General features: G+C 42.6%; 27 protein-coding genes, 4 pseudogenes and 1 riboswitch. Of the genes and pseudogenes, 25 read left to right on the top strand and 6 right to left on the bottom strand.

The annotated features are described in order from the left end of the window. The first annotated feature begins 61 nt into the window (after positions 1–61). The 15 genes and pseudogenes from ACVS9P_RS08735 to ACVS9P_RS08665 all read left to right on the top strand — a co-directional run bounded on the left by ACVS9P_RS08735 (position 62) and on the right by ACVS9P_RS08665 (position 13,372). Complete coding sequence (locus ACVS9P_RS08735) at positions 62–265, top strand: CDGSH iron-sulfur domain-containing protein (protein ID WP_452103175.1); 204 nt, start codon at positions 62–64, stop codon at positions 263–265. 34 nt (positions 266–299) lie between these two features. Further along, complete coding sequence (gene ygiD, locus ACVS9P_RS08730; protein ID WP_452103174.1) at positions 300–1,064, top strand: 4,5-DOPA-extradiol-dioxygenase; 765 nt, start codon at positions 300–302, stop codon at positions 1,062–1,064. Positions 1,065–1,241: 177 nt separating this feature from the next. Next, positions 1,242–1,808: an NADPH-dependent FMN reductase gene (locus ACVS9P_RS08725; protein ID WP_452103173.1), complete on the top strand. Its 567-nt coding sequence runs from the start codon at positions 1,242–1,244 to the stop codon at positions 1,806–1,808. Between the two features lie 321 nt (positions 1,809–2,129). Then, a pseudogene (locus ACVS9P_RS08720) lies at positions 2,130–2,501 on the top strand (desulfoferrodoxin); the annotation flags it as partial. Between the two features lie 174 nt (positions 2,502–2,675). Next, positions 2,676–3,050, top strand: coding sequence for a desulfoferrodoxin (locus ACVS9P_RS08715; protein ID WP_452103172.1), 375 nt, complete (start codon positions 2,676–2,678; stop codon positions 3,048–3,050). 18 nt (positions 3,051–3,068) lie between these two features. Continuing rightward, positions 3,069–3,723: pseudogene (locus tag ACVS9P_RS08710) on the top strand (thiamine pyrophosphate-dependent enzyme); the annotation flags it as partial. A 67-nt stretch (positions 3,724–3,790) separates the two neighbouring features. Beyond that, a complete protein-coding gene (locus ACVS9P_RS08705) occupies positions 3,791–4,345 on the top strand; it encodes a rubrerythrin family protein (RefSeq protein ID WP_452103171.1) in 555 nt (184 codons plus the stop codon). Positions 4,346–4,552: 207 nt separating this feature from the next. After that, on the top strand, positions 4,553–5,065 hold the full coding sequence (locus ACVS9P_RS08700) for a ferritin (RefSeq protein ID WP_452103170.1): 513 nt from the start codon (positions 4,553–4,555) through the stop codon (positions 5,063–5,065). A gap of 94 nt (positions 5,066–5,159) precedes the next feature. Then, on the top strand, positions 5,160–5,705 hold the full coding sequence (locus ACVS9P_RS08695; RefSeq protein WP_452103169.1) for a glutathione peroxidase: 546 nt from the start codon (positions 5,160–5,162) through the stop codon (positions 5,703–5,705). A gap of 457 nt (positions 5,706–6,162) precedes the next feature. After that, positions 6,163–7,605 (top strand): recombinase family protein, encoded by a 1,443-nt coding sequence (locus ACVS9P_RS08690; protein ID WP_452104697.1) that lies wholly within the window; start codon positions 6,163–6,165, stop codon positions 7,603–7,605. Between the two features lie 44 nt (positions 7,606–7,649). Continuing rightward, on the top strand, positions 7,650–7,904 hold the full coding sequence (locus ACVS9P_RS08685) for an NAD-binding protein (RefSeq protein WP_452104696.1): 255 nt from the start codon (positions 7,650–7,652) through the stop codon (positions 7,902–7,904). Positions 7,905–8,736: 832 nt separating this feature from the next. After that, positions 8,737–9,648 (top strand): LysR family transcriptional regulator, encoded by a 912-nt coding sequence (locus tag ACVS9P_RS08680; RefSeq protein ID WP_452103168.1) that lies wholly within the window; start codon positions 8,737–8,739, stop codon positions 9,646–9,648. A 339-nt stretch (positions 9,649–9,987) separates the two neighbouring features. Continuing rightward, positions 9,988–10,830: an alpha/beta fold hydrolase gene (locus ACVS9P_RS08675; protein WP_452103167.1), complete on the top strand. Its 843-nt coding sequence runs from the start codon at positions 9,988–9,990 to the stop codon at positions 10,828–10,830. 96 nt (positions 10,831–10,926) lie between these two features. After that, positions 10,927–12,189 carry an SLC13 family permease gene (locus ACVS9P_RS08670; RefSeq protein ID WP_452103166.1) on the top strand — a complete coding sequence of 421 codons (1,263 nt, stop codon included), beginning with the start codon at positions 10,927–10,929 and terminating at the stop codon, positions 12,187–12,189. Positions 12,190–12,223: 34 nt separating this feature from the next. Further along, positions 12,224–13,372, top strand: coding sequence for a PrpF domain-containing protein (locus tag ACVS9P_RS08665; protein ID WP_452103165.1), 1,149 nt, complete (start codon positions 12,224–12,226; stop codon positions 13,370–13,372). A gap of 281 nt (positions 13,373–13,653) precedes the next feature. On the opposite strand, the gene ACVS9P_RS08660 is transcribed toward ACVS9P_RS08665, so the two are convergent. The 4 genes from ACVS9P_RS08660 to ACVS9P_RS08645 all read right to left on the bottom strand — a co-directional run bounded on the left by ACVS9P_RS08660 (position 13,654) and on the right by ACVS9P_RS08645 (position 16,899). Then, complete coding sequence (locus tag ACVS9P_RS08660; protein ID WP_452104695.1) at positions 13,654–14,865, bottom strand: MATE family efflux transporter; 1,212 nt, start codon at positions 14,863–14,865, stop codon at positions 13,654–13,656. 1,066 nt (positions 14,866–15,931) lie between these two features. After that, positions 15,932–16,255 (bottom strand): 4Fe-4S binding protein, encoded by a 324-nt coding sequence (locus ACVS9P_RS08655; RefSeq protein WP_452104694.1) that lies wholly within the window; start codon positions 16,253–16,255, stop codon positions 15,932–15,934. Between the two features lie 135 nt (positions 16,256–16,390). Beyond that, the gene (locus tag ACVS9P_RS08650; RefSeq protein ID WP_452103164.1) at positions 16,391–16,681 is read right to left on the bottom strand and encodes a hypothetical protein; all 291 of its coding nucleotides are present in this window, start codon (positions 16,679–16,681) and stop codon (positions 16,391–16,393) included. Positions 16,682–16,683: 2 nt separating this feature from the next. After that, entirely contained in the window at positions 16,684–16,899 is a 216-nt protein-coding gene (locus ACVS9P_RS08645) for a PadR family transcriptional regulator (RefSeq protein WP_452103163.1), read from the bottom strand. A gap of 582 nt (positions 16,900–17,481) precedes the next feature. Here ACVS9P_RS08645 and ACVS9P_RS08640 point away from each other — a divergent pair. The 7 genes and pseudogenes from ACVS9P_RS08640 to ACVS9P_RS08610 form a co-directional block, all read left to right on the top strand. Further along, a pseudogene (locus ACVS9P_RS08640) lies at positions 17,482–18,806 on the top strand (recombinase family protein); the annotation flags it as partial. A gap of 119 nt (positions 18,807–18,925) precedes the next feature. Then, entirely contained in the window at positions 18,926–19,309 is a 384-nt protein-coding gene (locus ACVS9P_RS08635) for a BlaI/MecI/CopY family transcriptional regulator (RefSeq protein ID WP_452103162.1), read from the top strand. Then, complete coding sequence (locus tag ACVS9P_RS08630; RefSeq protein ID WP_452103161.1) at positions 19,306–20,256, top strand: M56 family metallopeptidase; 951 nt, start codon at positions 19,306–19,308, stop codon at positions 20,254–20,256. The genes ACVS9P_RS08635 and ACVS9P_RS08630 overlap by 4 nt, the downstream gene beginning before the upstream one ends. Beyond that, a complete protein-coding gene (locus ACVS9P_RS08625; RefSeq protein WP_452103160.1) occupies positions 20,249–21,121 on the top strand; it encodes an ABC transporter ATP-binding protein in 873 nt (290 codons plus the stop codon). The genes ACVS9P_RS08630 and ACVS9P_RS08625 overlap by 8 nt, the downstream gene beginning before the upstream one ends. Further along, positions 21,114–21,866 carry an ABC transporter permease gene (locus tag ACVS9P_RS08620; RefSeq protein WP_452103159.1) on the top strand — a complete coding sequence of 251 codons (753 nt, stop codon included), beginning with the start codon at positions 21,114–21,116 and terminating at the stop codon, positions 21,864–21,866. The genes ACVS9P_RS08625 and ACVS9P_RS08620 overlap by 8 nt, the downstream gene beginning before the upstream one ends. Beyond that, on the top strand, positions 21,866–22,516 hold the full coding sequence (locus ACVS9P_RS08615; RefSeq protein WP_452103158.1) for a hypothetical protein: 651 nt from the start codon (positions 21,866–21,868) through the stop codon (positions 22,514–22,516). The genes ACVS9P_RS08620 and ACVS9P_RS08615 overlap by 1 nt, the downstream gene beginning before the upstream one ends. A gap of 441 nt (positions 22,517–22,957) precedes the next feature. Continuing rightward, complete coding sequence (locus tag ACVS9P_RS08610; protein WP_452103157.1) at positions 22,958–23,326, top strand: sigma-70 family RNA polymerase sigma factor; 369 nt, start codon at positions 22,958–22,960, stop codon at positions 23,324–23,326. Positions 23,327–23,344: 18 nt separating this feature from the next. Here the strand turns inward: ACVS9P_RS08610 and ACVS9P_RS08605 are convergent, their stop codons facing one another. After that, complete coding sequence (locus tag ACVS9P_RS08605) at positions 23,345–23,635, bottom strand: hypothetical protein (protein ID WP_452103156.1); 291 nt, start codon at positions 23,633–23,635, stop codon at positions 23,345–23,347. 42 nt (positions 23,636–23,677) lie between these two features. Between ACVS9P_RS08605 and ACVS9P_RS08600 the strand changes: the two genes are divergently transcribed. From ACVS9P_RS08600 to mobQ, 3 genes and pseudogenes are all read left to right on the top strand, one after another. Then, a complete protein-coding gene (locus ACVS9P_RS08600) occupies positions 23,678–23,875 on the top strand; it encodes a sigma factor-like helix-turn-helix DNA-binding protein (RefSeq protein ID WP_452103155.1) in 198 nt (65 codons plus the stop codon). Between the two features lie 10 nt (positions 23,876–23,885). Next, the gene (locus ACVS9P_RS08595; protein WP_452103154.1) at positions 23,886–24,128 is read left to right on the top strand and encodes a hypothetical protein; all 243 of its coding nucleotides are present in this window, start codon (positions 23,886–23,888) and stop codon (positions 24,126–24,128) included. Between the two features lie 89 nt (positions 24,129–24,217). Next, positions 24,218–25,116, top strand: a pseudogene (gene mobQ / locus ACVS9P_RS08590) (MobQ family relaxase). A gap of 68 nt (positions 25,117–25,184) precedes the next feature. Next, positions 25,185–25,275, bottom strand: a riboswitch (cyclic di-GMP riboswitch). A gap of 120 nt (positions 25,276–25,395) precedes the next feature. On the opposite strand, the gene ACVS9P_RS08585 reads toward mobQ, so the two are convergent. Then, a complete protein-coding gene (locus tag ACVS9P_RS08585) occupies positions 25,396–26,862 on the bottom strand; it encodes an MATE family efflux transporter (RefSeq protein ID WP_452103153.1) in 1,467 nt (488 codons plus the stop codon). Between the last annotated feature and the right edge of the window lie 57 nt (positions 26,863–26,919).

The following is a 26,919-nucleotide window of genomic DNA, read 5'->3' as shown; positions in this document are numbered from 1 at the left end:
AGCAGAAAGTGAAACATCATGAATGAAGCAAGCAACAAATGCAGAATTAAGATTATAAAAGATGGTTCTTATCTTGTTTCAGGGAATGTTGCCGATTGCTGAAAAAATCATTGCACCCAAAGGCAAAACCTACGAGTTTAAAGAGAAACAGATTTTTCCTCAATCGGAGCACTATGCTATTTGCCGCTGCGGTGAATCGCATAACAAGCCTTTCTGTGACGAAACTCGTGTTGTGATAGGCTATATATCGCTAACGCGTCTGTAATATAGCATATTGACAATGAAAAGAAGTGAACGGAATGTCTGAAAAAATGCCGGCGATTTTCATAGGGCATGGGTCTCCAATGAACGCCATAGAAAACAATTCCTATACGGCGATGTGGACTCAGGTTGCCAAAGAGATGAAACGGCCCGAGGAAATCCTTTCCATCTCGGCACACTGGTTTACACATGGCACGAGGATAACCGATGCGCCAAGGCCCAAAGTTATATACGACATGTACGGCTTTCCAGAAGCCTTGTACCGTGTTGCTTATCAGCCACCGGGCGACATGGAACGGGCGCATGAAACAATCCAACTGATCAGTAGGCAGGTAACTGTGGATAACACATGGGGAATCGATCATGGTACTTGGTCTGTGCTCTGCCGTATGTATCCGGAAGCCAATATTCCGGTTTATCAAATGAGTGTCGATGCCGATGCTGAAACTCAATTTGAAATCGGCAAAGAGATAAAGGAACTTCGCAATAGGGGCGTCATGATTTTAGGGAGCGGTAATGTCGTCCATAATCTTTCTCAGGTCAACTGGAATATGGAGGGCGGTTACCCGTGGGCACAGGAGTTTGATTCTTATATCAAAAACGGCGTCACAGAAAGAAACTATAAAGACGTTATCGATTACAAAAAAGCAGGGAGTTCGGCAGAAATGGCATTTTATACGCCGGACCATTTTGCGCCGCTTCTCTATGTGTTAGGCGCGTCGCAGAAAAATGATCGATTGACGGTGTTTAACGATTCGTGCACGATGGGGGCACTATCTATGACCTGTTACCTGTTTGAATAAACCAGTAAGGAGCTAACAATCGTCCGATTCTATTTACTCACACTAATATGGCCTGTATCGAATTCAACAGCTTTTCCCAGGTTAAAAGATCATAAAGTTTGCTGATAAACAAATAAGTGAACTAAGTGGAAACACTCAAAGTTGTATCCAAAATTTATTATACGAGGAGAATGAATTATGAACAAGAAAAAGATTGGAATTTTTGTGGGAAGCCTTCGCAGAGATTCTTACAGCCGCTCTATTGCAAAGGCAGCTGTATCGCTTTCACCGGCGGAACTTGAATTTCGTTTCATCGATATTGGAAACCTTCCGCTGTACAATCAGGACTTTGACGATGATGGGCAGCCACCCGAATCTTACGAGAAGTTTCGTAACGAAGTGGCAGATCTCGACGGGTTCCTTTTTGTAACCCCAGAATATAATCGCTCTGTTCCGGCCGTACTGAAAAATGCACTGGATGTGGCTTCCCGCCCATATGGGCATAACGTCTGGAGTGGAAAGCCGGGCGGCATCATCAGCGTATCTCCAGGTGGCCTTGGAGCGTTTGGAGCCAATCACCATCTACGTCAACCCATGGTATTTCTGAACATTTTGCTTCTTCAGCAACCCGAAATGTATATCAGCAAAGTGGCTTCCCTTTTGAATGAAAAAGGAGAGCTTGTTGATGAATCGACGCGTACGTACTTGAAAAAATTTATGGATGCTTTCTCTGAATGGGTAAGAGTTATCTCTGAGTCTCATTGAATCTTAAGCACTGAAATGATGATAACCTAAAGATTTTAATAATAATTCGTTTGCCTGATACCGAAAACCTTCATTTTACGATATCTTTTGAATTTGTTTTTATGAACATTTGGCCACCCGGTGCATCGACAGACGTGAACGGGGTGGCCTTTCTTGCTATAATTTCAAAACTATACAAAAATAATCTTAAGAATTAATGAAATTTAGCTTGATTGATTTAAATAAAACCAGTATACTTTGTGTGGAGAACAAAAAAGGAAATATATGGATGCTTTCAGAAACAGGATCCACAGTAAATTTTAATAAAAAGGAGTCTTAAAAATGTCTATTGTTGATTTCTATCGTTGTGAGAGATGTGGAAATATCGTTGCTTTAATTAAAAAAGGCGGAGGAACACTCACCTGCTGTGACCAGGCAATGACAAAACTTGTGGCCAACTCAACCGATGCGGCAAAGGAAAAGCATGTTCCGGTCGTTTCCAAAGAAAACGGTAAGATTCATGTTGTCGTTGGCTCCACGCTGCATCCTATGCTGCCTGAGCACTACATTGAGTGGATTGCACTTGCTGCTGATGACAAAGTAGAGCTGAAATATCTAAAGCCGGGCGAAGAGCCAAAAGCAGAGTTTGACGAAGTGAAGTCGGGCACTGTCTATGCATACTGCAATTTGCATGGTCTCTGGAAAACAGATCTGACATTTGAAGAGGATTTCGCAATCGAGAATGAAGCAGCTTGCTCGGCAGAGTTTAGGGAAGGCTGCATTATTCCGGAATAATCAGTTGATAAATGTCTTTGAACAAATTTTGATTATTGCCGGTATTGCCTATCGCAGCCGGTCAATAAAAGATAATGAAAAGGAGTCTTAAAAATGTCTATTGTTGATTTCTATCGTTGTGAGAGATGTGGAAATATTGTTGCTTTAATTAAAAAAGGTGGAGGAACGCTCACCTGCTGTGACCAGGCAATGACAAAACTTGTGGCCAACTCAACCGATGCAGCAAAGGAGAAGCATGTTCCGGTGGTTTCCAAAGAAAATGGTAAGATTCATGTTGTCGTTGGCTCCACGCTGCATCCCATGCTGCCCGAGCACTACATCGAGTGGATTGCACTTGTTGCTGATGACAAAGTAGAGCTGAAATATCTAAAGCCGGGCGAAGAGCCAAAAGCAGAGTTTGACGAAGTGAAGTCGGGCACTGTCTATGCGTACTGCAATTTGCATGGCCTCTGGAAAGCTGAGTTTTAAACTGCAAAAACCCATTCGGAGGTATTGCTTGTTGTCGGTATTGGCCAGGCGGCGAAAATGCCCCAGTATATCAGCGCAAATGCATTCTGTGGCCTTCACGGACATTCTCTTCTCGCGGCCGTAGCGGCCAAAATTGCAAATGAGAGATTGACTGTTATTGTCGATCCGGTGATGGGGATTCATATGGAAAAGGCGGAGATCATTTCATCCACAATATTCGCCGCAATGTCAATATCACGCATTTTGTTTATGACAACCAGATTTATGGGCTGACCAAAGGACAAGCATCGCCGACTTCTATGATGGGATTGAAAACCGGCGTTCAGATGGACGGAAACTTTAACGAACCGTTTAATCCGGTTCTTCTTGCCATTGCGTGCGGTGCCGGATTTGTTGCACGCGCATTTATAGGTCACAAAGAGCATTTGACATCACTGATGAAACAGGCAATCGAATACAAAGGTTATGCGCTGGTGTCGATATTCTGCAGCCATGCGTAAGTTTTAACAAAACGAATACTTTCGCTTGCTACAATCAGCGTGTCTACGAGCTTGGTGAATCTTATGATCACAAAAACAAAATTACCGCCATACAGAAGACCATGGAATTCGGCGACAGAATTCCGATGGGGCTTTTGTATTGGGAAGATAAGGCTACATTTCATCAGAAAAACTGATCTCAACTATGTGAATCAACGGATCAAGTCCTATATTTAAATCTAATTATTGGAGGTTTTTAAAATGGCTGTTAAAAATGCAATGACTTCTGATTTTCTGCATTCCGCATACGGTGGCGAGAGTATGGCGCATATGCGTTATTTGATCTGGGGAGACATGGCGGAAAAAGAAGGATTTCTAAATGTGGCAAGGCTGTTCAAGGCGATCTCCTACGCCGAGCAGGTACATGCAACCAATCATTTCCGTGAAATTGACGGGAGCACTGCAGATGCTACGGTAACTGCCGGCGGCGTTTTTGGCACCGGCAAAACAGTGGATAACCTGCAGGGTGCAATTAACGGCGAACTGCATGAAGTGGAACAGATGTATCCGGTCTATCTAAACGCGGCGGAATTTCAGAACGAGACTGGCGCAAAACGTTCATTTCACGGAGCATGGGAAGCGGAGAAGCTTCACGCAGAACTCTTTCAAAAAGCTTTGGATGCGGTGAAAGCTGGCAAGGACATTGAGTTAAAGGCAATCTATGTTTGCCCGATCTGCGGAAATACCATTCTGGACGAAGCTCCGGAAAAATGCCCTGTTTGCGGTGCAAAAAAGGAAATGTATCATAAGTTCTAAAGAGCCTTTGTACTGCATCGAGGTTTGGTGGTAGAGGAAAATGAAATCAATCGATTCTATTTTTCTATCAGCTACCCTTAAGTTATATGACCGATCAATTCATCCTCATAGACGGTAAGTTTTCTCTTTGATGAATTTTTAGGCTAAGGGAAACTTCGTACAGTGTTGTGACTGTCTATTACATATATTAAGAAGGAGACGATAAAAATGCTGAATCAAAAATTGGTATCCCTATTGAATAAACAGATTAATATGGAATGGTATTCCGCATACTTTTATCTGGATATTTACAGCTATTATACAGACCAGAACCTTAACGGTTTTGGCAATTGGTTTTACGTTCAGACTCAAGAAGAGCGTGACCATGCCATGTTATTTGTAAAATATCTGTTGAATAACAACGAGAAGATCGCTTTACAGGATGTAAAAGCGCCGGATAAGATTTTTGAAGACTTTCGTGAACCGGCCAACGCTGCATTTGAGCATGAGAAAAAAGTTACGGCATCGATCAATAGCATTTATGCTGTTGCCTATGAGCAAAAGGACTTTCGCACGATGCAGTTCCTTGACTGGTTTGTAAAGGAACAAGGCGAAGAGGAAAAAAACACTGAAGACGTCGTTAAAAAGTATGACCTGTTTGGTAAAGATGCAAAGGGACTTTATTTGCTTGATTCCGAATTGGCCACGAGGGTTTATGCTCCTCCGACACTGGTTATTTAAGACAATGGCGCATTTTGGCAGTGTGGAAAGTTCGATGGAATGCCATATTTCAAAAAATTAAATTTAGAAATCAACTAAGGAAGGAGTAATCACCATGAGTATCTATGATTTTGCTGTGAACAATATCAAGGGGGATAGAGTATCACTCTCCGAGTATAAAGGGAAAATTCTGTTAATTGTGAACACAGCCAGCAAATGCGGATTCACTCCTCAGTATGATGGGCTGGAAAAACTTTATCAGAAATATAGGGATCGTGGCTTTGTGATTCTTGGATTTCCATCCAATCAGTTCCTTGCACAGGAGCCAGGAAACAATCAGGAAATTTCATCATTTTGTAGACTGAATTACGGCGTTACTTTTCCAATGTTTTCAAAAATTGATGTGCGAGGGGAAAATGCCGATCCACTTTTCAAATTTCTTACCAAAGCTGTTCCCTTTAAAGGCTTTGAATTGGAAAAAGCAAGCGGGCGAAAAATTTATAGCGTGGTAAAAGAACATTACCCGGAAAATTTGGAAGGTGACGAGGTCAAATGGAATTTCACTAAATTTCTAATCGGACAAGACGGAATTGTCAAGGGAAGATATGAGCCGACTGTGACGCCAGAAGAGCTTGATCCGATCATTGAGAGTATGCTTTAATTTTTATAAGGAAAAAGCATCCATGCAGTATCTATGAGGTTACTTTTTCGGGCTTTGGAAAAAAGGACAAAGGGAAGTTCAGCAGCTTCTGAAAATAGCAAGCTAGGCAGGTGTAACACTTGCCTAGCTTGTAAATTAGCTTGTAGAGAAAAAGAAATCCGAGAAATAAATTACAATATCCTTTGGGCACTGTGAAAAAGCAGTGCCTTGTTTTTTGCTTCGTCATTTAGATGATGAGCCTTTTCTTTGGATGTGAGATTCATGCTAATGGTGGCACGAAAGGTCCATATACTCTTTTCGTCATTGAAAACGAAGATGCGCTGAATTCTGGTGAGGATTGTAATGGCTTGGGGAAAATGAGTCGTTTTCCTACAGCTGAAATTCCGTCGCGTGAAGAATGATAGGGTTTGTCGCATGATTTTGGCAAGGACAGTTAGTACTTTCCCAGTTTTATTCCATTAAGCTTGACCATTTTTCAAGAAGTACAGAAGATACCTTGCGTATTATCAATGAGCTCAAGGACTTTAGTGTTTCCGTGATTTCTGCATACGAACATTTTGAAAACAATGCGATTGGCGACTTCATGTTAAAAATCATTTCCGGAATGAGTGAATGGTACATTTCAAACCTTGCGAATGAAGTCCTTAAAGGGCAACGAGAAAACGCTTACAAATGCCTTTCTAATGGAGGGAGAGGCTGCCTCGGTTACGATATTGTCAATCAAAAGTATGTTGTGAACGAAGAAGAGGCTGAATCGGTAAGACTGATTTTCCAAATGTATAGTCAGGGTTATGGCTATAATTCAATTATTGATCGTTTGAATGCCCTGGGCAAAAAGACGAAGGCAGGAAGACCCTTTGGAAAGAACAGCCTATATGCAATCTTGAACAATGAAAAATATACCGGCGTTTATATTTTTAATCAGATCGCGAGGGGTAATTCTCAGGGAAAGCGCAACAGTCATAAAAAGAAACCGAATAGCGAGATCATCCGTGTAGAAGGAGGCGTTCCTGCTATTATTTCTAAGGAGTTGTGGAATAGGGTGCAGGCTATCCGTCAAATCAACCTGAAAGGCAAGAGTCACAATAAGTACTTTTATCTTCTCTCTGGACTGATCTATTGTGGTGAATGTGGAGGCAAAATGCATGGGAATCCTCGCAACACTGGAAATGGAGGTCCTACTTATTTAACTTACCGCTGCAATAATCGCGACAATAGCCATTCCTGCAGCAACGGTGAAGTTCGCAAGGAATATGTGGAAGGGTTTGTCATTGAAGAGTTATTTGACCACTTTTTCAATCGTACTGCAATCCCAGAGATTACTCGTCAGCTGAATAAAAAACCTCAGGAAAACAGTAATAATAGCAGTGATGAATACAAAGAGTATCGTGCTACTTTGAAGGTTCTGAAAAAGTCCCGCGATAATCTTGTAGAAGCGATTGAAAAGACCGGATACAATAAAGCACTCGGAGATAAACTGAAAAACGTGGAAAAGCAGATCGAGGACTGCGATCTGTTCCTCCAGAAATACGAAAACAGGTATCAAAACGTTCCTACTTTTACAGAGGAACAGGTTCTCAAAAATCTCTCCAAAATCAAACAATTTGCAAAGAGCAGTCATAAGGAAGAAGTTCATGCTATGGTTCAGCAACATGTAGATCGTGTGACTGTTTTTCACGACAGGGTGGAAGTAATCTTTAAGGTTGCGTTTCATTCTGATTTGGGGAATCCAACTACATTTCACTGTGACTCGTCCGTTACAAGATATAATCTTGATCAGTACAGCAAAGCCAGTATGTTGGAAAAAGCTAAAAAAATAGAGGGACAAGTTGAGTACGGTGACAAGATAATATGCACGATCCCAAAAAAGAACAAGGAAAAACTGGTTCAATCATTTTAAGGGAGACATCAATATGGAATCAATAATTATCGGCGGGGGGAAAAATCGGATACAATTTATTTAAGACTCTGAAGGAAAGAAATTATCAGGTAATGCTCGTCGAGAGGGATAAAAACACCTGTATAAAAATCTCCGACGAATTGGACGCAGAGGTTATCTGTGGAGACGGCACGGATTTGGATGTTTTAAATGATGCCGGCATCAAAGATGCGGAAATCGTTGTCGCCGTGACGGGCACTGATGAAGAAAATCTCACTGCGGAAATTTATGATTTGAAACAAAATAAATATTGTTTATAACTGTAAGTACATGTTGATTACTTTGGACGAAATTGCAAGACACATTGTTATTTTCCTTTAAAAGAGCACTGGCTGTCGCTGCTTGTCCAAAAAAATACCACCGTTGTTTGTTGGGGCAGCCGGTTGTAATATACCTTAAAGTTCAAATCCAGAAGCCTCGAAATAAACCGTTCAGGCAGATAGGTGTTTTGAAAAACGCTGCAGCAACACCGTTGCCTCATAGAAGGGTTCAAAGTTAAACAGTCAAAGTTGGATTGAGCACAATTTAATGATTTGAATTGACTGAAAGAAATGGCTTTTTGGCAACTTTTGTGCTATCATTTATCTGCGAAAACGACAGAGAAAGTGGATACAAGTTACAATGACATGGTGATTCTGCGGATCAGTCTTTTGATCATCTGTCGGTCTAAGTTGGATCTGTCGCCGTCGAAGGGAATGTAAAAAAATACAGTTGAGTCGCGTCATTTCATAAATGGTTCGTATTCGTAAAGTTTTGCAGCTATCTGTTTGGCCATTTGTTTTTTAATATTGATTGTATGTTAAAATTGGTATAGGAGCCGGCAGAATACTTCAAATTGGAATTTGTAATGATGAGAACGGCATGCGGGAAGCGTTCTGCTTTTTTTAGAACAACTGCTCCGAGAGGAAGAAGGGAAAGCCTTTTATGATTTTTCATCTAGCAAGGACGCCATACGATGGTTTATGAAACATTTGGGTAAGCTGAATACCTCTTTGTAGTACATTTATTTTACATTAGTTCCTCTCCGTCAAATCGGGGGATGGTTTAGTAATCCAAACAAATGCCCGGCCTGTAATCAATAAGGAGTATAATATGGATTTTCGAGAAATTTCGTATGTAGTGGCGATTGCCAAATACCAAAATCTTAGCAAAGCTGCTGAAAGGCTTTATATCAGTCAGCCCACACTTAGCAAATTTCTTCACAATCTGGAAAAGACAATGGGTCAACCCTTGTTTCGAAAGTTAGGCAATCGGTATATTCTCACTTATGCTGGTGAACGATATGTAGAAGCCGGAGCAAAGATTCTGAGCGTGAAAAAAGACTTGGATGAAGAGATGGCTGATATTTTAAAGCGACATGAAGGTGTTTTAAAGGTTGCTTTTCCCACTGTTCGCGGCACTTATATTATTCCGGATACGCTTCCTGCTTTTCGCTTAGCCTACCCAAACGTCAAAGTGAAATTGCAAGAATCTCATTCCACGAAGCTGGATGCTATGCTACTCAGCGGTGAAACGGATCTGGCGTTTTATAATTTGTCTGCAGTGAATCCTTTGATCGAATATGTGGAAATTACGAAAGAAGAAATCGTGCTTGTACTTGCTAAAGGACACCCACTTGGTAAAATGGCTGTCAAAGGGATTAATGATCGATATCCCAGAATAGATATTCGCCTGCTGAAAAATGAGACATTGATTATACAAACTCCTCAGCAACGTTCGCGACAAATTGTGGACGAGGTGTTTGAACAAATGGGGCTGCATTTTTCGAAACAACTCGTTATGTCTAACATTCAGGCCGCAGTTATGTTGGCCAGTGAAGGTTACGGCGCTGCACTGGTTTGCGAGACGCACCTGAAGCACATGAAATTTGAAAAGCCGATCGAATGTTTTAGTTTTGGTGAAAAAGGGAAAACTGAAAGCTCATTTGTGGCGGCTTATCGAAAAGGAAGCTATTTGCCGCAATATGCAAAATATTATATTGGTTTAATCAAACGTATTATGTAGGAACATTAAGTGATTACATTTAGTATGATGCTTTTTTGCTAGGAAATATTAATCTAATAATTCTAAATAATGGATATTTTACATGATTTTGTTGCACAAAGTTTAAATGAAAAGGCTGTATAATTTGTTGAATTCTTAGTACAAATTATACAGCCTTTTTGCAACAATATAAAGCTATTGTCACAATTTTGCATTTAATGTGCATGAAAAGCTATACTTTATATGAATATTATGAATTTTACAATTTATATTAGGACCATTATACTCAAATAAAGAAATGACCGGTCAAAAAGTTCGGCCTTGTGCACAAAAGCTGGACCACTGTATGGAGGTAACAATATGGCAACAAAGGATAATTTTTTTCAGACGTCAGACGGGCTTTGGCTTTATTATGAGACGGCGGGCGAGGGCGCGCCCATCGTAATGCTGCCCGGTTTTGGCGAGTCACTAACCATGTGGCGACACAGTGTTCCCGTGCTGTCCAAGACAAACAAAGTAATCTGTCTTGATTTGCGTGGCCATGGGCGTTCAATGAAGGTGTGCGGCAATAACCGTCAAACACGCATGGCGCAGGATGTGCGCGAATTGATTGACCACCTTAAATTGCAGAATGTTTTGCTTATTGGACATTCTTTGGGTGGTGCGGTTGTCGCAACATACGCTAACACCCAATCCGAATATCATCTGCGCGGTATGATTATGGTGGATGCTTCATTGTTTGCTTTTACTGACGCCGAATGGAATGAGCATAAATCAAACCATTATAACATTGATGGCTGGATGACCCGTATGATGCCTTATATCAACGATCCGGTTTCTTATGCGGCTAAGCAGCGGCAGAACTCTCCGCTTAGTCCTGAAGATGCCGATTTGTTTCAGCAGAGCATGCTTCAACTTCCGCCATGGGTTGGAATTGAGTACCATCTGGATACCTATTTTACCGATAACATGACACCGCTAAGCGACCGCACCATTCCCGTTGCGACTTTTGTATCACATTCGGCTTATCATGATGCATGGGAATCTGGCCACGAAGCCATTAAGCGCTGCAAGAAATCACCGTTGGCGCTCTGCTATGAATTTACAGCCTGTAACAACCATCTATTCCCTATTTTGGAGGCAGATAAATTCAATAAATGCGTTTTGGATTTTGATAAAAAGATTACTGAATTACAAAAATAATTTTGTGAGAAGCAGAGAGAATTCTGAGAAGTTTTAGTTTTTTGACTTTTCAGCAGTCCGTCAGCCATTTTCACACTTAAAAAAGAGGAAATTGATATGGAAAACTATCTAGCCGCAATCTCTTTAGTGTTTCTTGTCGCGGTTTTGTTGCTCGGATTTTGGAAAAAGGTAAATATGGGTTTTCTGGCAATGGGTGCTGCCCTAATCATAGCTCGATTGGGCGGTATACCGGATAAAACTGTTATATCGAATTTTAGTACCAGCTTGTTTATTTCTTTGGTTGGTCCTGCGTTTTTATTTTCAATCGCTGTTGAAAACGGAACCATTGATCTGTTAGCACGGAAAATCTTGAAACTTGTGGGGAAAAACACCTGGTGTATCCCGTTGATTTTAGCGGTTGTTACTTTTATTTTGTCGGCGCTGGGCTGCGGCAATATTCCAACTTTTGCGATAATGTTGCCTATGTCCATTGCACTGGCGCTGGAATTAGGCATTGACGCCATCGCCATGGGCATTATCATAACGGCAGCCTGCAATTTTGGCTGCATGTCGCCAATTGCCAACGGTGGTCTGATTTTAATTGGTTTATTGCCTGAAGCACAAAATGCTGGTCGGATTTCCTGGAGCGTATTTGGCAACAGCTGTGTTGTGTTTGTTTTGATTACGGTGGCATTTTACTTGATATACAAGCTTTATAAACCCAAAAGCAATTCTTTGGAGATGCTGGATCATGTTACCGCATTTAATCGGAATCAGAAAATTACCATGCTGGCCATTGCTCTTGTGGTTTTAGTTGTATTTGTCTTTGGTATCAATATTGGTCTGGTGGCGCCTCTTGCTGGAGTTGTTCTCATCATGATTCGTGTAGGCAATCAAAAGGCTGCAATCAAGATTATGCCTTGGGGAACCTTTATTTTGGTTTGCGGAGTCAATATGCTGATGGGGGTTGTCAGGGCGCTCGGAGGTATCGATCTGATGGTGGGTGGTTTAACATCCCTGATGAGCGGTGCTGCAGTTAAGCCGATCATATCGCTGGCCGCAGGTGCAATGTCATGGTTTAGTTCGACCACCGGTGTTGTGATGCCAGCGTTGATACCGTCTATTTCGGGCATTATTGACAAATTTTCCAACGTCAGCTTTTCGGCATTGGCCTCCGGTATCACAATCACAGCGTTCATCGCTGCATTCAGCCCAGCGTCTACCGGTGGTGCAGGCATCATGGCACAGTATGCAGTGTTTAATCAGGATGCCAGCGAAGAAGACACGAATAAACTTTTCATTAGATTGTTTCTCACATCCGTTGTATGTGTTTTTGTCAGTGTGATATTAGCGTTTGTGGGAGTCTATGATATCTTTTAATAAATAATTGCATTGTGAAAAGAGAGGAAATAATTTGGAGTACATAAAGAATACACCTTGTTCTATTCTGAGGGGAGGTACCAGCAAAGGCATCTTTTTTCTTGAAAAAGACATCCCGCCTGCCGGTGAGATGCGTGATCAGTTCTTACTTACAGCTATGGGTAGCCCAGATCCTAGACAGATAAATGGTCTTGGCGGTGCGACATCTGTGACTAGTAAAGTAGCGATTGTTGCGCCCTCTCTACGTGACGATGCCGACATAGACTACACCTTTGCACAGGTATCGGTTGATAAACCGATTGTAAGCTATAAAGGAAATTGTGGAAATATATCCTCAGCAGTAGGGCCTTACGCCATTGAAAAGGGACTAGTATCCGCAGTGTCACCAATAACTTCGGTGAGAATTTACAATACCAATACCCAAAAGGTCATTGTGGCGGAGATCGAGGTTCAAAACGGCCGTGTGAAATATGATGGTAATTACACCATCCCCGGTGTGCCAGGAACGGCAGCTCCCATAAAACTCAAGTTCTGTCATCCCGCCGGAACGGTTTCTACGAGCTTGCTTCCGACCGGAAATGTCAAAGATGCACTAATGGTTCCCGGTTTTGGAACCGTATGCGTTTCGATTGTTGATGCAACCAATCCATTGGTGTTTGTCAAAGCGAAAGATCTGCATATGGATGGCGGCGAACTTCCTTTCGATATTGATTCCAATCCCAAACTATTGTGCCTGTTGGAAACGGTTCGTGGCTTGGCGGCCGTAAAAATGGGCCTGATCGAAAACTATACGGAATCGGCATGGAAAACGCCGACCATTCCCAAAATGACCATTGTATCAAAGTCTCATGATTATATGGCAATCAATGGAGAGAAAATTTCAGCACAGCAGGTGGATTTGGTTTCTCGTATGATGTCGATGCAAAAAGCGCATCCGACCTATGCTATGACGGGCGCTATGTGTACGGCTGCTGCAGCTGCTGTCCCCGGTAGCATTGTACAGGAAGTTTTACGACCTGAAACCAATTTTGGATGTATACGGATTGGAAACCCAAGCGGAATTATGGAAGCAGGGGTGGACTTTACCATAAATTGTATAGGACTACCAGATATAATTGCTACCTTTGGTTTTAGAACTGCGAATTTCTTAATGGATGGCAAAGTGCGTAATCCCAAAGCATAAAAATGAGGACGGCGAAATGCCGTCCTCATTTTTACTAAGATTCAAAAAGGAAAGACCACTTTAATAAAATTGTTTGATGATGGTGCTTATCTTCCTGTTTTTGTAAGATGTGGCGAATGCGGGCTTTATCATTCGGAAATAATCGCTTCATATTTTTATTCTTATATAACCGTCTTACAATCTCTGTAATAAACAATCCTGATTTTATATAGAGATCAGCGAAGGTTTTATTTGGATCACTAAAAATCTTGGGATTGTTTTTTTAGCCGGAATGCTGATTTTTAAATGGTATGGCTCATTTTGCTTGAAGGCACTTCACTGTCCGTACTGCGCTCATCTGACTCCATTGCTCCATATATTTTGTGGTAAAAAATAAATAAAATGACGGTGCTGCATAACCAGGTAACCGGATACGACCAATAAACAATTCGAATATCGTCCCAAATAAGGCTCAATCCGAGAATCCAGACCACCCTTATTAGGCACCAACTGATCGCGAGAACAAACAGAGGGATTTTTGCATAACCAGCACCACGCAAAGCACCAGTCAATGCATGAGAAAGTCCCAAAAGGATCAGGAATGGTCCCGCACGTTGGCACATCATAATTCCATATTCGATTACAGCCGAATCAGGATTGAACAAACCAACCAGAGGCCGTCCAAACACGACCATCCCTAGGCCGATTGCCATAGTGATTGCACTAATCAGTATTAATCCATAATGCACTCCTTTTTTGGTGCGGTCATATTGTTTTGCCCCACGGTTCTGGCTGACAAATGTTGTTAGTGAAAGAGACATACTGGTAGCAGGCAACACTGCGAAACTAGCAAGCTTTGAATACGAGCCAAAACCTGCCATAGCCAATTCTCCAAATTGATTTATATTAGCTTGAACAACAACGTTCGACAAGGATATAATACAGTTTTGAAAAGCACTTGGAAATGCGTTTTTTAAAATAGCGCGGAGTTGTTCCTTATCCACTTTTAATTCGTTCCAATTTAAGTGGTAAAATTCGTCCGTGCGGAAGAGTACCCAAAATTCCCCGGTTACGCTTGCACTCTGCGCAATAACCGTTGCAATGGCGGCCCCCCGAACTCCCATATGAAATTCTGCAACAAAAACTAAATCCAGAACAGTGTTTAGGATTACTGATAAAATCAAACTGTATAAAGGATGACGATTGTCACCAAGGGAGCGGAAAATCCCACTGCCCATATTATACATAACCATAAAAAACAATCCTATGGAAATGATCTGAAAATATTCAGTTGCCGCTTCCAAAGCTTCAGGCGGTGTTTGTATCATTGTTAAAATAGAATGACTAAATGCAAAGCCCATAGTTGTCGAAATTATACCTAATCCTATTCCCAAAACGACTGCGGTGTGGATACTGAGACGCATTTTGTCGTATAATTTTGCCCCGAAATGGAGCGAAATTACGATACTAGCACCAACGGCAAAGCCTTTGGAAGTGACGTGAGTATTCCTTATTTAAAGGCACAATATATTGATATTCCTTCCGAAAGCAAATAAGAAAAAGCTTAAATAGATGAACATCAGAACCTTTACATAGCATAAGATTAGAAAGGCCACAAGACAAAAATGCCTTGTGGCCTTTTTTTATCTTTTAAATTTTTAGATTGATTGTATTTCTTTCAACGGATCATAGCAAAAATCAAAAACTGTTTTTTTAGATTTCAGTTAATAAGGATTCTAAATAGACAAAGAAGAATCTGCACTATTACGCTTTTTCTATTTTATAGTCTACAATTAAAATAGACGACACAAAAAGAGCCACGAAACATTTTAGTTTCGTGGCCTAGATGGTGCGGGTAATTCGAGTTATGGATGAATCGCCCATTCGTGACTATTTATTTTATGGTTTTGAGCGCTTGTCATGACGCTACCGTGTTTCACAAATTTGCATGATTTGATGAAACATAATTAAAAAATTTTAATTCAAATGCTTTATGAAAATGGTTAATTGGAACTTTGAAATCCGGATAGCTTTTTACCAAATGCAGAAAAACATGTCTGCATCGTTTTTTTATTATAATGTCCTGTCAATAATTTCTGCCTGTGTAATAATATCCCGCGGCCTGTCTCCACCCACTTTGTATTTCAAAAGCTCATCGACGGTGTTATACGATCTTTCAGTTTCTTCATTGTATATTTCGGAAATTATAATTTTACCATTATGATGAATAATACCATATATTTTCGCATGATAAACAAATTGCACCTCTCCACCGTCGTGTATGCACCACTCAAAATCACGATTGTTTGTGATTAATTGAAGAAAACAGTCGAATGGCCACTTCTTTTCGCTCCTTTTGCATGGTATAATTACTAATTGGAAAAGTATGTAATTTTTCAAATATATTAGCAAATATTATTTTTTAGTCGATACGCAAGGGGGCATATCATGGAACCAATTGACATGAAGAACGCTTTTTCGAGATGCTCGATAATAGTTGGCTCTAAAAGTTGCTCAATGTAAGGATGGATACCAAAGCCGATTCTTGATTTTTGTTCCGATAACCATAAACGGGGCCATCTAGCAGATCGAAAGGCACATGCCGCGCTTCCCGATAACAAGCGCAAGGATTGTAATTAGTGTAATAAAGAAAAGACAGATGATTAATTGCATTACACCGGAAACTGAAATCCCATGACTGGTCATATAGAAAAAGTCCGCGCTTTTAATACCGCCGTGTAATATGAAACCGAGGATTATTGTAAGCAGCCATGGAACCCAGATGATGTATTTAATCCAGTTCACCTTTTTATTGCTGATTTTTTTATCAACAACCTGAAAACAGTCTTCCTGCAAGCCGCCGGCAGGGCAGACCCATCCGCAAAAGGCCCTCCCGAAAAACAGAGAGGCAACAAATAGGGCTGCAAAAAAAGCAGGCTTCCGGTAACAATTCCGGAAAAACCTCCTTCAATAATGAGAACAGGCGAGAGATAGTACAATGTGACAGGAAACAGCAAAAAAGAAATCAGCAGCAGAAGTTTACGAATTTTCTGGCGCTTCATAGTGAATCTCCTTCTTATCTTCTTCGGATACAATATTTTTATTGATAAACGCTAAGGCTTCCTCCGCCCACTCCAGATAAGCCTTGTAAATGTGCTCCCCAAACAAAGCCGTCAGGTAATAGTAAAGGTGATCCCGATTTTCCTGAAAAGCGTTCTCAAGATTTACCTTGTATAAACGGATGAGCTGTAGATCTTCCTCATGCTGCTTTTGAAAGGCTTTAATCCTCTTGATTGTGTTTATCGGGCTGCTGAGATTCCCGAAGAACAATTTCAGAAGGATTTCTCATACCGGATATATTCTTTTTCATTGGGCAGCGACAGCCAATTGAGCAGCTTCTGCTTTCCTGCATCGGTGATCGCATATACGATGCGATTCGGCCCTTTTTCTGATTGTGCAGATACGCCGGTAATAGAACCTTCCTTTTCCAGTATTTTCAGCGTGGGATAGAGTTGACCATACCCGACGTCCCAAAATCGGGAAATCATATGATCAATCTTTTTTTAAGGTCATACCCGCTGGAATCTTCATGTGCCAGCAATCCGAGTATGATATAGGCTGTCGTATTTTTTTGTGCCAAGTTATGGGCGCGTTTTTCAGCAAATATTTTTGACGTGTCCGTATGGGTCGATTTTTCCCATAAAGAATTAGGTGAACGCAAAAAACGCGATGATTCGAAAAAGTGCTATCCCATGCACCTTGGATGCGAGTGTGCTTACGGCATTTTCTCATACAGAAAGTGAGCATGTACGAGAGAATCGAAAAAAGCGGGAGAAAAATAGATCAGAGTCGTCAAGTTCGACGACTCTGATGGTGGTGCAAGTGTTCTTACAGCATTTATTCAAAAAAACGAGAAATATCAAGGGCTTACGGACAATTAAGAAGCAGTATTTACCCCTAAAAATCGAATAAGTTCATCATATTTTAAGGGCGTTCCGTAAAAGGAGCATCCTAAAATGATATGCAATTTGTCATTCAGCCGGTTATTTCAGGTTTGAGAGAGGATTTGGCCGAGAGCCACTTCGCCGCAAATCCGCATGAATACTGAGCTTTTCCTTTTTGTTTTCACTTTCCGGAACATCATGAACGAATTTTTCGTGCGCGATACCAGCCGAAAAATCAAATCTGTTTTTAAGGCCAAAGGAATGGCCGGAAAGCACTTGACCGGTACGGTTATTTACGGCTGGGGTTCTTCGACTATCGTAAATATTTTCAATATCCTCAAGAAGCGGGAATATCTCGGCCACACGGTCAACTTCAAGACCCGCAAACATTTCAAGGACAAAAAAGCCACTATGTCAATGAAAGTGAATGGACGATTTTTGAAAACACCTACGAGGCCATCATCGATCAGCAAACCTTCGATAACGTTGCAGCGCATCCGGGGTAATGTTCGGCGTTACCCGGACGGCTGGGGCGAAGTGCATCCACTGACCGGCCTGATGTACGGTGCTGATTGCGGCGGCAAGATGTACGTCCACCGCACCAACAACGGCAAGCGAATTCTGCAGTATTATGTTCCCGATATAGCAAAGTTCCCGTCGGTACACTCTGCCACACCTAGCACCGTATCAATGCCGACGTGGTGATGACTCTGATTGCCGATACGCTCCGCGCCATCGCGGCATATTCCAAGAATGATCGGGCTGAATTTATCCAGACGGTAAAGAATGCTCAGATTTCCTAACAGTCCAATGGCATTGCACAGAAAAAGAAGCGGCTAGCGGAGGCCAAAAAGCGCTCGGAAGAATTGGAAAAACTGCTATGCCAAATCTATGAGGACAAAGTCTTCGGCAAGCTGCCGGAAGCGCGTTTTGCCGCCCTTGACGCGCGGTACGCCGATGAGCAGGATGAGCTTTCCGGCAAAATTGAAGAACTGGAACAAGCCGTCACCGGATACGAACACAAACAGCAATTCGCAGAAAAGTTTATCGCCCTGATCGACAAGTACGAAAATTTAGATACCCTGACCACCACCATGCTCAATGAATTCGTAGAAAAAATCGTTGTTCATGAAAAAGATCGCAAGGGTAGCCAGGACACCACACAGGAAGTAGAAGTCTACTTCAATTTTGTGGGTAAATACGTGCCGCCCCACTTCGGGAAAATCAATTTGACTCCGGAGGAACAGGAAGCTCTGCGCAAAAAAGAAGAACGCCGGGATAGGCTGCACCGGAACTACTTGCGGCGCAAGGCCAACGGCGAGCAAAAGAAATACGAGGATATTAAAGTCAAGGCAGCGAAAAAGGCTGAGATCGATGCTAGAAAAGCGGCTCTGCGTATCGAGGACATAGCAAAAGGCGTGTTCGTTCCATCCGGTGTTTTGCCAAAAGCGGAGCCAAAGAAACTTATTTCCTCTACTATGTCACCTGTTGCTGCAAGTTTGCATGGCTAAGCAATATGTCCTCGCCATAAGGAGCTTATTCTAAAATCTCTTAGATTATATATTGACAACTGTAGTTTTATGAGATACGATAGAACTACAATGATAGTTTAATAATTAGGAGGATACCAATGTCTAATAAAAACATATCAATTTCAGAGGCAGAATGGCAGGTCATGAAGGTGTTGTGGGAAAACGCCCCTCAACCGCTTACGGAGATCATTGACCACCTTTCCGGTACGGGTTGGAGTACGACGACGATACAAACTTACCTTGCACGGCTGGTCAAAAAGAATGCCCTGAAAACTGAACGGAAAGGGAAAGGATTTCTCTACAGTCCTACCGTTTCGGAACAGAAGTGTCAGATTGCCGAGAGCAAAAGTTTTTTGAATCGGGTATTTGGTGGCTCTGTCAGCAACATGGTGACCAGTTTTATCAAGAGCGGCAACCTTTCCGAATCAGAATTGGAACAGTTGCGGAAATTGGTTTCCGAACAAGAGAGGAAGAAACGATGATCGCTGATCTGTTTTATGTCGTGCTTTTTGTATCTGCGTTTGGCAGTATGGCGTGGATTCTCATTATGTTCTTTCAGCACATATTAAAAATCAGGGTTTCTTTCTATTTCTGTTTGCTGATGTTGCTTTTCTATATTCTGCCGTTTTTTAGTCCGGAACTAAACCTTGTTATGCAGGATCAAGAGTGGATTCCGGCATTCCTGACGGCATCTAAGGTATGGATAATCGGCTGCTGCATTTCTTTAGGCTATCATATTATTCGGAGTGCCTATGCATATTTTGCTGTTCGCAAATATACCCCATGCGACAATGAGACTGTTGCCCATATTCTTCAAAAAAGTGCCACGCTCGTGAAGATAAAGAAATTGCCGGAAATTCTTTATGGCGATTTGAAAGACCCGGCCTGTGTGATTTCGCTTGGACATCCGAAAATCATCCTGTCAAAGAGAATTTCAGATCAACTGACCGAGCAGGAATTAACCGTTATTCTGACCCATGAATTGATTCATATTAAGCGAGATCATTTGTTTTTACAAAAGTGTTTTGATTTTATTTGCTGTATTCATTGGTTTAACCCGCTGGCATGGGCGGCTCGGCATGAGTTTTCAATCTCCTGTGAGATGGATTGCGATCAGACTGTCTTCAAAAACATTCCGGGACTATCGGCTTCTGATTACGCAAATCTAATGCTCAAGATGCTGAAACTGGCTTTGCCAAGCAAGCATTACGCCGCAAACGCCATTGGCACTTTGGATTTCATGTTGGTAAGGCAGCGGTTTCAAAGCATTCTTTTGCCAACATCGGCAATTAAAAAATGCTGCTCCGTGATTTTATCCTTTGCAATCGTGATGGCCGTTATTTTCAGTTCTTTGGTTGGTTCAAAAACGTATTTCTATTCGGTGCCGACAGGTAATGCACAGATTGAAAGGAGCATGGGTCATGAATAACATCGAGATTAGAGGCGTGACGAAGCAATATAGGAACGGTGTAAAAGGACTGAATTCCGTCACGTTTTCTATCGGCAGTGGCGTATTTGGTTTGTTGGGACACAATGGAGCTGGAAAAACTACCTTGATGAAAGCGATTGCTACCATCTTGAAACCGACATCCGGCGCCATAGCCGTGATGGGACATGACACGATACGCGAGGGCGACGCAGTGCGTAAGAATATCGGCTATTTACCGCAGGAGCTTAGCATGTATCCTAGCCTTTCCGTATTTGATTTTGTCAGCTATATGGCCGGGCTGAAGGGCATACGGGAAAAGGCGAAAGTTCAAAAGGCGTTGGAACAGGTTGATATGCAAGACTTTTCACGGAGGAAAATCGGACAGCTTTCCGGCGGGATGAAACGGCGGGTGGGCATTGCTCAGGCACTGGTTGGCGATCCCCAGATTCTGATTGTGGATGAACCGACTGCCGGACTTGACCCAGAAGAAAGAGTACGGTTCCGCAGCGTTCTTTCCCGCTTTGCCAAAGACGGCAGAACGGTCTTGCTTTCCACGCATCTTGTTGAAGATGTATACCAGTTAAGTGAGCGTCTTGCGGTATTGCGAAAAGGAAAACTGTTTTTTACAGGAACCTCGCAGGAGCTTTTGCGGAGCGTTCACGGAAAGATTAAGACCTTAAATCTAAACGGTGATCAAGAACTGTTGGAACTTCAAAAGAAAGCCGTTGTCATTTCCACGACTTACGAGGGCAATCAGATAAAAGCACGATTCATGGACGAAAACAACGCCTATTCCGTTTCACCCGTAGCTGAAACTTTGGAAGACGCCTATGTTTACTGCATGGGAGGGAAAGCTCATGAATAAATCCGTTTTGATTGCTAAATACGAGTTGAAAATGCAAATCAGGCGGATTGGCGGATGGCTGGTATTTGCTTTTTCAATGGTTGTCGCCCTGCTTGATGATTTTCCTTCAGAGGCAAATGTAAAACGTCTTGCGGAACTCCCCAAACAAGGTTATGTTGTATATCGCCTGATCGGGCAGCCCGGCATTATTCTCCTATTCGGACTAATGTTTCTTTTATCCAACCGGATTTGTGGAGACTGGAAAACAGGGACGCTGGATTTATTCACAACAGCCCCTATCCGAAAAATCCAATACTTGACCGGGAAAATTCTTGGAAATTTTTGCTACCTTTTGTGCATGACCGGGCTTTATCTTGCGGTAAACGGGGTAATACAGGCCATTTTCACACCGGGACAGTTTACGGCGATCCCGTACTTTGTCGGATTTATTGCAGTCATTCTGCCAGCTTGTTTTTTCGTATCCATGTGCTCGTTGGCAATCCCCGTACTTTTGGACATCCGCCTGTTTTATGCCGTATTCGCCGTCTACTTTATGGCAAATCTTATCATCGTCCCGGAAAAAGGAGTAAGTGACTTGCCATTCTGGTTTCTGTTGACTGGAGGATTAAGCACATTTGTCTATCGGTTTAATCTGAATACTTTGAATTTCGGGAATATCACGGCAAATCTTGCGTTTCTATTGGGAATAGGAATCTTCGCTTTTGTTCTGCTTATTGCCAAACGCCGCTATTGGAGGGCTGAGTAATGGGAATATCCAATATAAAGTTTGAAAGAAAAATTATCGGATTCAATTTATATTGGATTTCTATTCTTGTTGTCGGAACTTTTCTGTTTTTGCGTTTTAGGGGCGGCAATTTAATCAACTGGAACACGCTCGGATTTGAAGTTGTTTTTCCGTTTTATACGGCCATTATGATCGGAGAGTGTGTGAAAACCCGTTCCGACCCGATGTTCGAGGTCTTTGAAGCGCAGAGCCGATCACTTTTTCGCTGGGTGTTCGTGCGTTATCTTTATACATTTGTCGTAATTGGGGTTTTTGCCCTGATAGGCATGATCGTATATCAAACAATGGATTCGGCTTTCTCTCTTGGCAAGTTTCTGTTTGTTTACCTGTCCACCGCGTTCTTTCTGTCATCGCTTGCAGTGCTGTGCTCAATGTTCACCTCAAGTTCCCATGCCGCAGTAGCCGTTTGCGGGATTTACTGGTTATTTAGTATGCTGATCAGAAGTTTACTAAGAATATCGTTTGTTCCGTATATATATCTGTTCATATGCTTCGTAGATGAAAGCGGTCCAATTTGGTTTCTGAACAAATGCATTTTGACAGTCATAGGAATTGTAATGTGGTTGATTGTCTGGCTTTTATGCAAAAAGCGTATAGCCATTACGCAATAATAAATTTAAAGAGGATATATCCGCCAAACAAAAACCCATGAATTTGGAGGGATACTTCCCTTGCAATATTTCACAATACAATTCTCCGAGCTCGTGGGTTTGGAGGATTTTTTATGTCCGTTTATTTTATCAAAGTAATCCGGCCTCTTTCATGCGGCCGGGCGTGACCGGCGGACATCAGGTCTTACTTCTCAGATGTTAATTCTTCAAAAGAAGCTTAAATTTTTCAAAGGATAATTCCGACTTCTTTTCGATCCGTACCAACAGAAAATATCAGTTACCTCTTGCCCTTTGGGATACTCTCCCATCTGGCATTTTTTTATTTTCAGCCAGTTCTTTACCTTGTTGCTGTTCGCCTCCCGCCGTCTTTTCTGAATTGCCAAATGAATCAGAAAGGACAAAAAAATCATGGAGGTACATATTAAAATTCACGGATAAGCCGTGTCAGTAAACGTGTCCGTTGAAGTCTATGCCTATATTGATCGTGCAGATCACAAAACTGAAAACCTTTTTCATGAACAGCGCCGCCATTGGAACAAGCGTGAATTTGACGAAACCATCATCGCCCATGAATGCAGCCAGAGCTATTATGAAACGCCGGAAGATTGGCTTTGCCGCAAGGAAACCCTTCATGAAATCATGGCGGATCTGGAGAGCTGCACTGAAATTCAGCGACAAAGATTCTTCCTTTATGCGCTGGAGGGGTGCAGTTGTACCCAAATTGGCAACGCCTACGGCCGCTCGAAATACGCCATCTGGGATTCCATCAAGGCGGTTCGCAAAAAGTGTAAAAAGATTTTGAAATTATAGCTTTACGAAGCGGTGCTATCAGGCTAACCCGGTGAAGGGCTTTTGCCCTATCACACAAGCGAGAAGGACAGGCAGTTTTAAGATGTCTGTCCTTCTCGCTATCTGGAGGTAAGCCATATGCCCACCATCAATCTGCGCAAGTATTAGCCGTTTTTCAACGAGGACTGTTTTGTTGAGGTCAGCGACGAGATTGCCGAAGCGTTTCTGTTGGCAAAACGGCAGGAAGACAATTATCACCACTGAACCTGGTATCACCAAGCCTATTATTCTCTGGATTGCGGCGATGGCATAGAAAACAGCATCCTTCATACGGAGCCGTCACCTGAAGAAATCCTTATCAAAAAAATTTCGATGCAACAGCTTTATGAAGCCCTCGGCCATCTGCCGCCCATTCAGGCGCGGCGGGTCTACGCGCATTACATCCTCGGCATGAAGGAAGTGGACATTGCCCGCGCCGAGGGCGTAAACAGCAGCGGCGTTTGCGATTCCGTAAGGAAAGGTGTGAGAAATCTCAGACGGTATTTTGAGAAGAAAAGATGGATGGAGTAAGAAGAACAATATGCCAATATCCAAACAGGAACCGGAAATCGTACAGGAGAAAATCCGTCAGCTTAAAAACCGGCAGAAAATTTTACTGAACCGGAAAGCCGATGCGGAACGCAAAATGCGGACATATCGCCTCATTGAGCGGCGGGGCCATTCTGGAAAGTGTGTTCCCCGAAATCATCCCCATGACAGGCGGACAAATCAAGGCATTTCTGGAGAAAAAGCGCTGAGCTGCTGTCCTATTCCCTTGGTGTAATTATACCAAGGGCGCACTTATACACCCTTACGGGTGCCGTGCGCTCTGCGAGGTTTTGTTTATGCCTGCCGTCGAAAGGATTTTTGCTTATGGCCATCTACCATTGCAGCATCAAAATTATCAAGAGAAGCCAAGGCCGGAGCGCTGTTGCCGCCGCCGCTTACCGCAGCGGGCAAAAGCTTACAAACGAGTGGGACGGCATCACCCACGATTATACGAAAAAAGGCGGCGTAGTCCATTCGGAAATCATTCTTCCAGCCCATGCCCCGCCGGAGTTTTCCGACCGTTCTACCCTCTGGAACAGCGTGGAGAAAGCCGAGAAAAACAGTAACGCCCAGCTCGCCCGTGAAATCGAAATCGCGCTTCCGGCGGAGATCGACCGGTATTCACAAATCCGGCTCGTCAGAAAATACGTGCAGGACATTTTTGTCTCCGTAGGGATGTGCGCGGATTTTTCGATTCATGACAAGGGCGACGGAAATCCCCATGCTCATATCATGCTCACCATGAGCGCGGTGAGTGGGGAGCAAAGTGCCGCAAGGAATACGACCTCGACGCGCACGGGCAGCGCATCCGGCTTCCCGGCGGCACCTTCAAAAGTCATCGGATCAACATCACAAACTGGAACGATCCGGGCAAGGCCGAAGAATGGCGTGCGCAGTGGGCCAGATATGCCAACGCCATGTTGGAATTTTGCAATTTGCCGCAGCGCGTCGATCACCGCAGCTACGCCCGGCAGGGCGTACAGAAAATTCCTACCGTTCACATGGGCGTCGCGGCAACGCAGATGGAACGCCGACTTCGGGCCAAGTTGGCACGAAGTCGCAGGGTTTGGGGCGGCTTGCCCCAACAAGCAGTTTTATGGTTTGACCGCGAGGAAAAATCTATAAAATATGCAACTGTGGACACAGTTGCCCTGCTTGCTGGTTACAGTAACCAGACCAGCTATGCAAAGCCAAGCATTTTTTCTAAGAAAAGATATCATTGAAAGTAGGGCAAACGACAAGTCTGCTATAAAAACATAAAGAGGCCAGAACACACGGGTTCCAGCCTCCTTTTTGCAGCCAGGCTGTCATAGCGCTTTATTTGGCGCTTTAGACCCTATGGCTTTGGTCCTTACCTTTCGGGAAGTTTGCCCATACACAATCATATTAAATTGCAAATATGTATAAAAAAACGTTGAGGTCAGAAAAACTCTATTCTGCGAGACGTTTCAGCACGGCGTTTTTCTCTTATGAGGCAACCGCAGAGATAGGTTATTAATTCTTCAGCCAGATACGATATTTTCTCTACTACTTAAGATAAGTTTGTTTGTTTCCTTCATTTCATGGGCAAATAATACTATGGATAGTATTGCAGCCAAAAAGTCGGCAATAGGAGTAGCCCATAAAGCTCCTTCAAAGCCGAACAAAGCGGGTAACATAATGAGCAAAGGAATAGCAAATAAAATCTGTCTGGATAGAGTTACAATCATACCGATTTTCACTTTGCCTATTGAGTTGAAGATATTGTAGACGATCGGCTGGATTCCATTCGCAAATGTTAGCAACATGTATATCCGCAGGAATCTTACCGTGAAAGTAAAAAATGCTTTATTTCCAGTACCGAATAGACTGCAGATCTGCCCAGGAAATATCATGCACAGCAGAAAAGTTACAATCGAAAAAAGCGAAGATAGTGATAATGAAACTTTATAAATTTGCTTCACTCTATCATACAGTTTCGCACCATAGTTATAGGCTAAAACAGGCTGGAAGCCCTGAACGATACCTATTATAAACGCCTGGTATAACACAAACACTTTTGAAGCTACGCCAGCAGCGGCAAGAGGGATTTCGCTCCCGTATGTGCTTACCGCGCCATAATGGCGCAGTACGTCATTAAGAACAATCTGGACGACTGCAACTGCAATTTGGTTGATACACACGCCAAAACCAATTGCGCTGATTGGCTTAAGACAGTTAGTAGTTGGCAGCATGTCTTTTTTACCAAAGGACATTAAGCGCTTTTTTTTGATTAAATAATGCGCCGAGATTGCTGCCGTCAATATCTGGCTCAAAGCTGTCGCAAGCGCTATCCCAAATATGCCCATATTGCAGACAAACAAAAAAACCGGATCAAATATTAAATTGAATACGCAACCAATCATCTGAACAACCATTGAATAAGTTGGACTTCCATCCGCCCGCATGTAAGTACAAGCCCCGTGGGTAAATGTCAAAAATGGTAACCCAATTGCTATAAGCGCGGCATAAGGGATTGCATAAGGCATTACAAGCTCAGTTGCACCAAGCAGGTAGAGCACAGGTTTTAAAAATATTAATGTTCCTAATCCCAGTACCGTCCCGGAGAGGATAAGGAAAGTCATTCCATTGCCCGCAAGTCGGTTGGCCCTTTCCGTATTCCCTTTTCCAAGAAAGAGGCTATAGTTTGTGGCTCCTCCGACACCAAAGAGTAATGCAAAAGCTGTACTCAAAGTTGTTAATGGCTGCGCCACATTGGCGGCAGCTATGCCTAAATACCCTATGCCCATTCCAATAAAAATCTGATCGACAATATTGTAAAGAGCATTTACAAGCAATCCGATAATAGAGGGAACGGAGTATTTTAAAATTAATTTTGTAATGCCGTCCGTTCCTAAAAAATTATGTGGGTTTCTTGTATGCGAATTTTTTTCAGGCGAAATTTCTGCTTCTTCAAAATGTTGTATTTGGTTTCCCTGATTATTCTCCATAAGCGATTGTTCTCCTTCGTTAGTTGATTGTTTAGCATTATTTTGATATACTAATAT

The organism is Caproicibacterium sp. NSD3, from assembly GCF_053613275.1.
Note: the sequence above shows the minus strand (reverse complement) of the source record. Positions and strands in the feature narration are given on the sequence as shown.

What these genes read in the sequence shown, in the direction of transcription:
- ACVS9P_RS08735 (WP_452103175.1), top strand. Translation starts at nt 62, where the DNA reads ATGGTTCTTATCTTGTTTCAGGGAATGTTGCCGATTGCTGAAAAAATC.
- ygiD (WP_452103174.1), top strand. Translation starts at nt 300, where the DNA reads ATGTCTGAAAAAATGCCGGCGATTTTCATAGGGCATGGGTCTCCAATG.
- ACVS9P_RS08725 (WP_452103173.1), top strand. Translation starts at nt 1,242, where the DNA reads ATGAACAAGAAAAAGATTGGAATTTTTGTGGGAAGCCTTCGCAGAGAT.
- ACVS9P_RS08715 (WP_452103172.1), top strand. Translation starts at nt 2,676, where the DNA reads ATGTCTATTGTTGATTTCTATCGTTGTGAGAGATGTGGAAATATTGTT.
- ACVS9P_RS08705 (WP_452103171.1), top strand. Translation starts at nt 3,791, where the DNA reads ATGGCTGTTAAAAATGCAATGACTTCTGATTTTCTGCATTCCGCATAC.
- ACVS9P_RS08700 (WP_452103170.1), top strand. Translation starts at nt 4,553, where the DNA reads ATGCTGAATCAAAAATTGGTATCCCTATTGAATAAACAGATTAATATG.
- ACVS9P_RS08695 (WP_452103169.1), top strand. Translation starts at nt 5,160, where the DNA reads ATGAGTATCTATGATTTTGCTGTGAACAATATCAAGGGGGATAGAGTA.
- ACVS9P_RS08680 (WP_452103168.1), top strand. Translation starts at nt 8,737, where the DNA reads ATGGATTTTCGAGAAATTTCGTATGTAGTGGCGATTGCCAAATACCAA.
- ACVS9P_RS08675 (WP_452103167.1), top strand. Translation starts at nt 9,988, where the DNA reads ATGGCAACAAAGGATAATTTTTTTCAGACGTCAGACGGGCTTTGGCTT.
- ACVS9P_RS08670 (WP_452103166.1), top strand. Translation starts at nt 10,927, where the DNA reads ATGGAAAACTATCTAGCCGCAATCTCTTTAGTGTTTCTTGTCGCGGTT.
- ACVS9P_RS08645 (WP_452103163.1), bottom strand. Translation starts at nt 16,899, where the DNA reads ATGATTTCCCGATTTTGGGACGTCGGGTATGGTCAACTCTATCCCACG.
- ACVS9P_RS08635 (WP_452103162.1), top strand. Translation starts at nt 18,926, where the DNA reads ATGTCTAATAAAAACATATCAATTTCAGAGGCAGAATGGCAGGTCATG.
- ACVS9P_RS08630 (WP_452103161.1), top strand. Translation starts at nt 19,306, where the DNA reads ATGATCGCTGATCTGTTTTATGTCGTGCTTTTTGTATCTGCGTTTGGC.
- ACVS9P_RS08625 (WP_452103160.1), top strand. Translation starts at nt 20,249, where the DNA reads ATGAATAACATCGAGATTAGAGGCGTGACGAAGCAATATAGGAACGGT.
- ACVS9P_RS08620 (WP_452103159.1), top strand. Translation starts at nt 21,114, where the DNA reads ATGAATAAATCCGTTTTGATTGCTAAATACGAGTTGAAAATGCAAATC.
- ACVS9P_RS08615 (WP_452103158.1), top strand. Translation starts at nt 21,866, where the DNA reads ATGGGAATATCCAATATAAAGTTTGAAAGAAAAATTATCGGATTCAAT.
- ACVS9P_RS08605 (WP_452103156.1), bottom strand. Translation starts at nt 23,635, where the DNA reads ATGAAGGATGCTGTTTTCTATGCCATCGCCGCAATCCAGAGAATAATA.
- ACVS9P_RS08600 (WP_452103155.1), top strand. Translation starts at nt 23,678, where the DNA reads ATGCAACAGCTTTATGAAGCCCTCGGCCATCTGCCGCCCATTCAGGCG.
- ACVS9P_RS08595 (WP_452103154.1), top strand. Translation starts at nt 23,886, where the DNA reads ATGCCAATATCCAAACAGGAACCGGAAATCGTACAGGAGAAAATCCGT.
- ACVS9P_RS08585 (WP_452103153.1), bottom strand. Translation starts at nt 26,862, where the DNA reads ATGGAGAATAATCAGGGAAACCAAATACAACATTTTGAAGAAGCAGAA.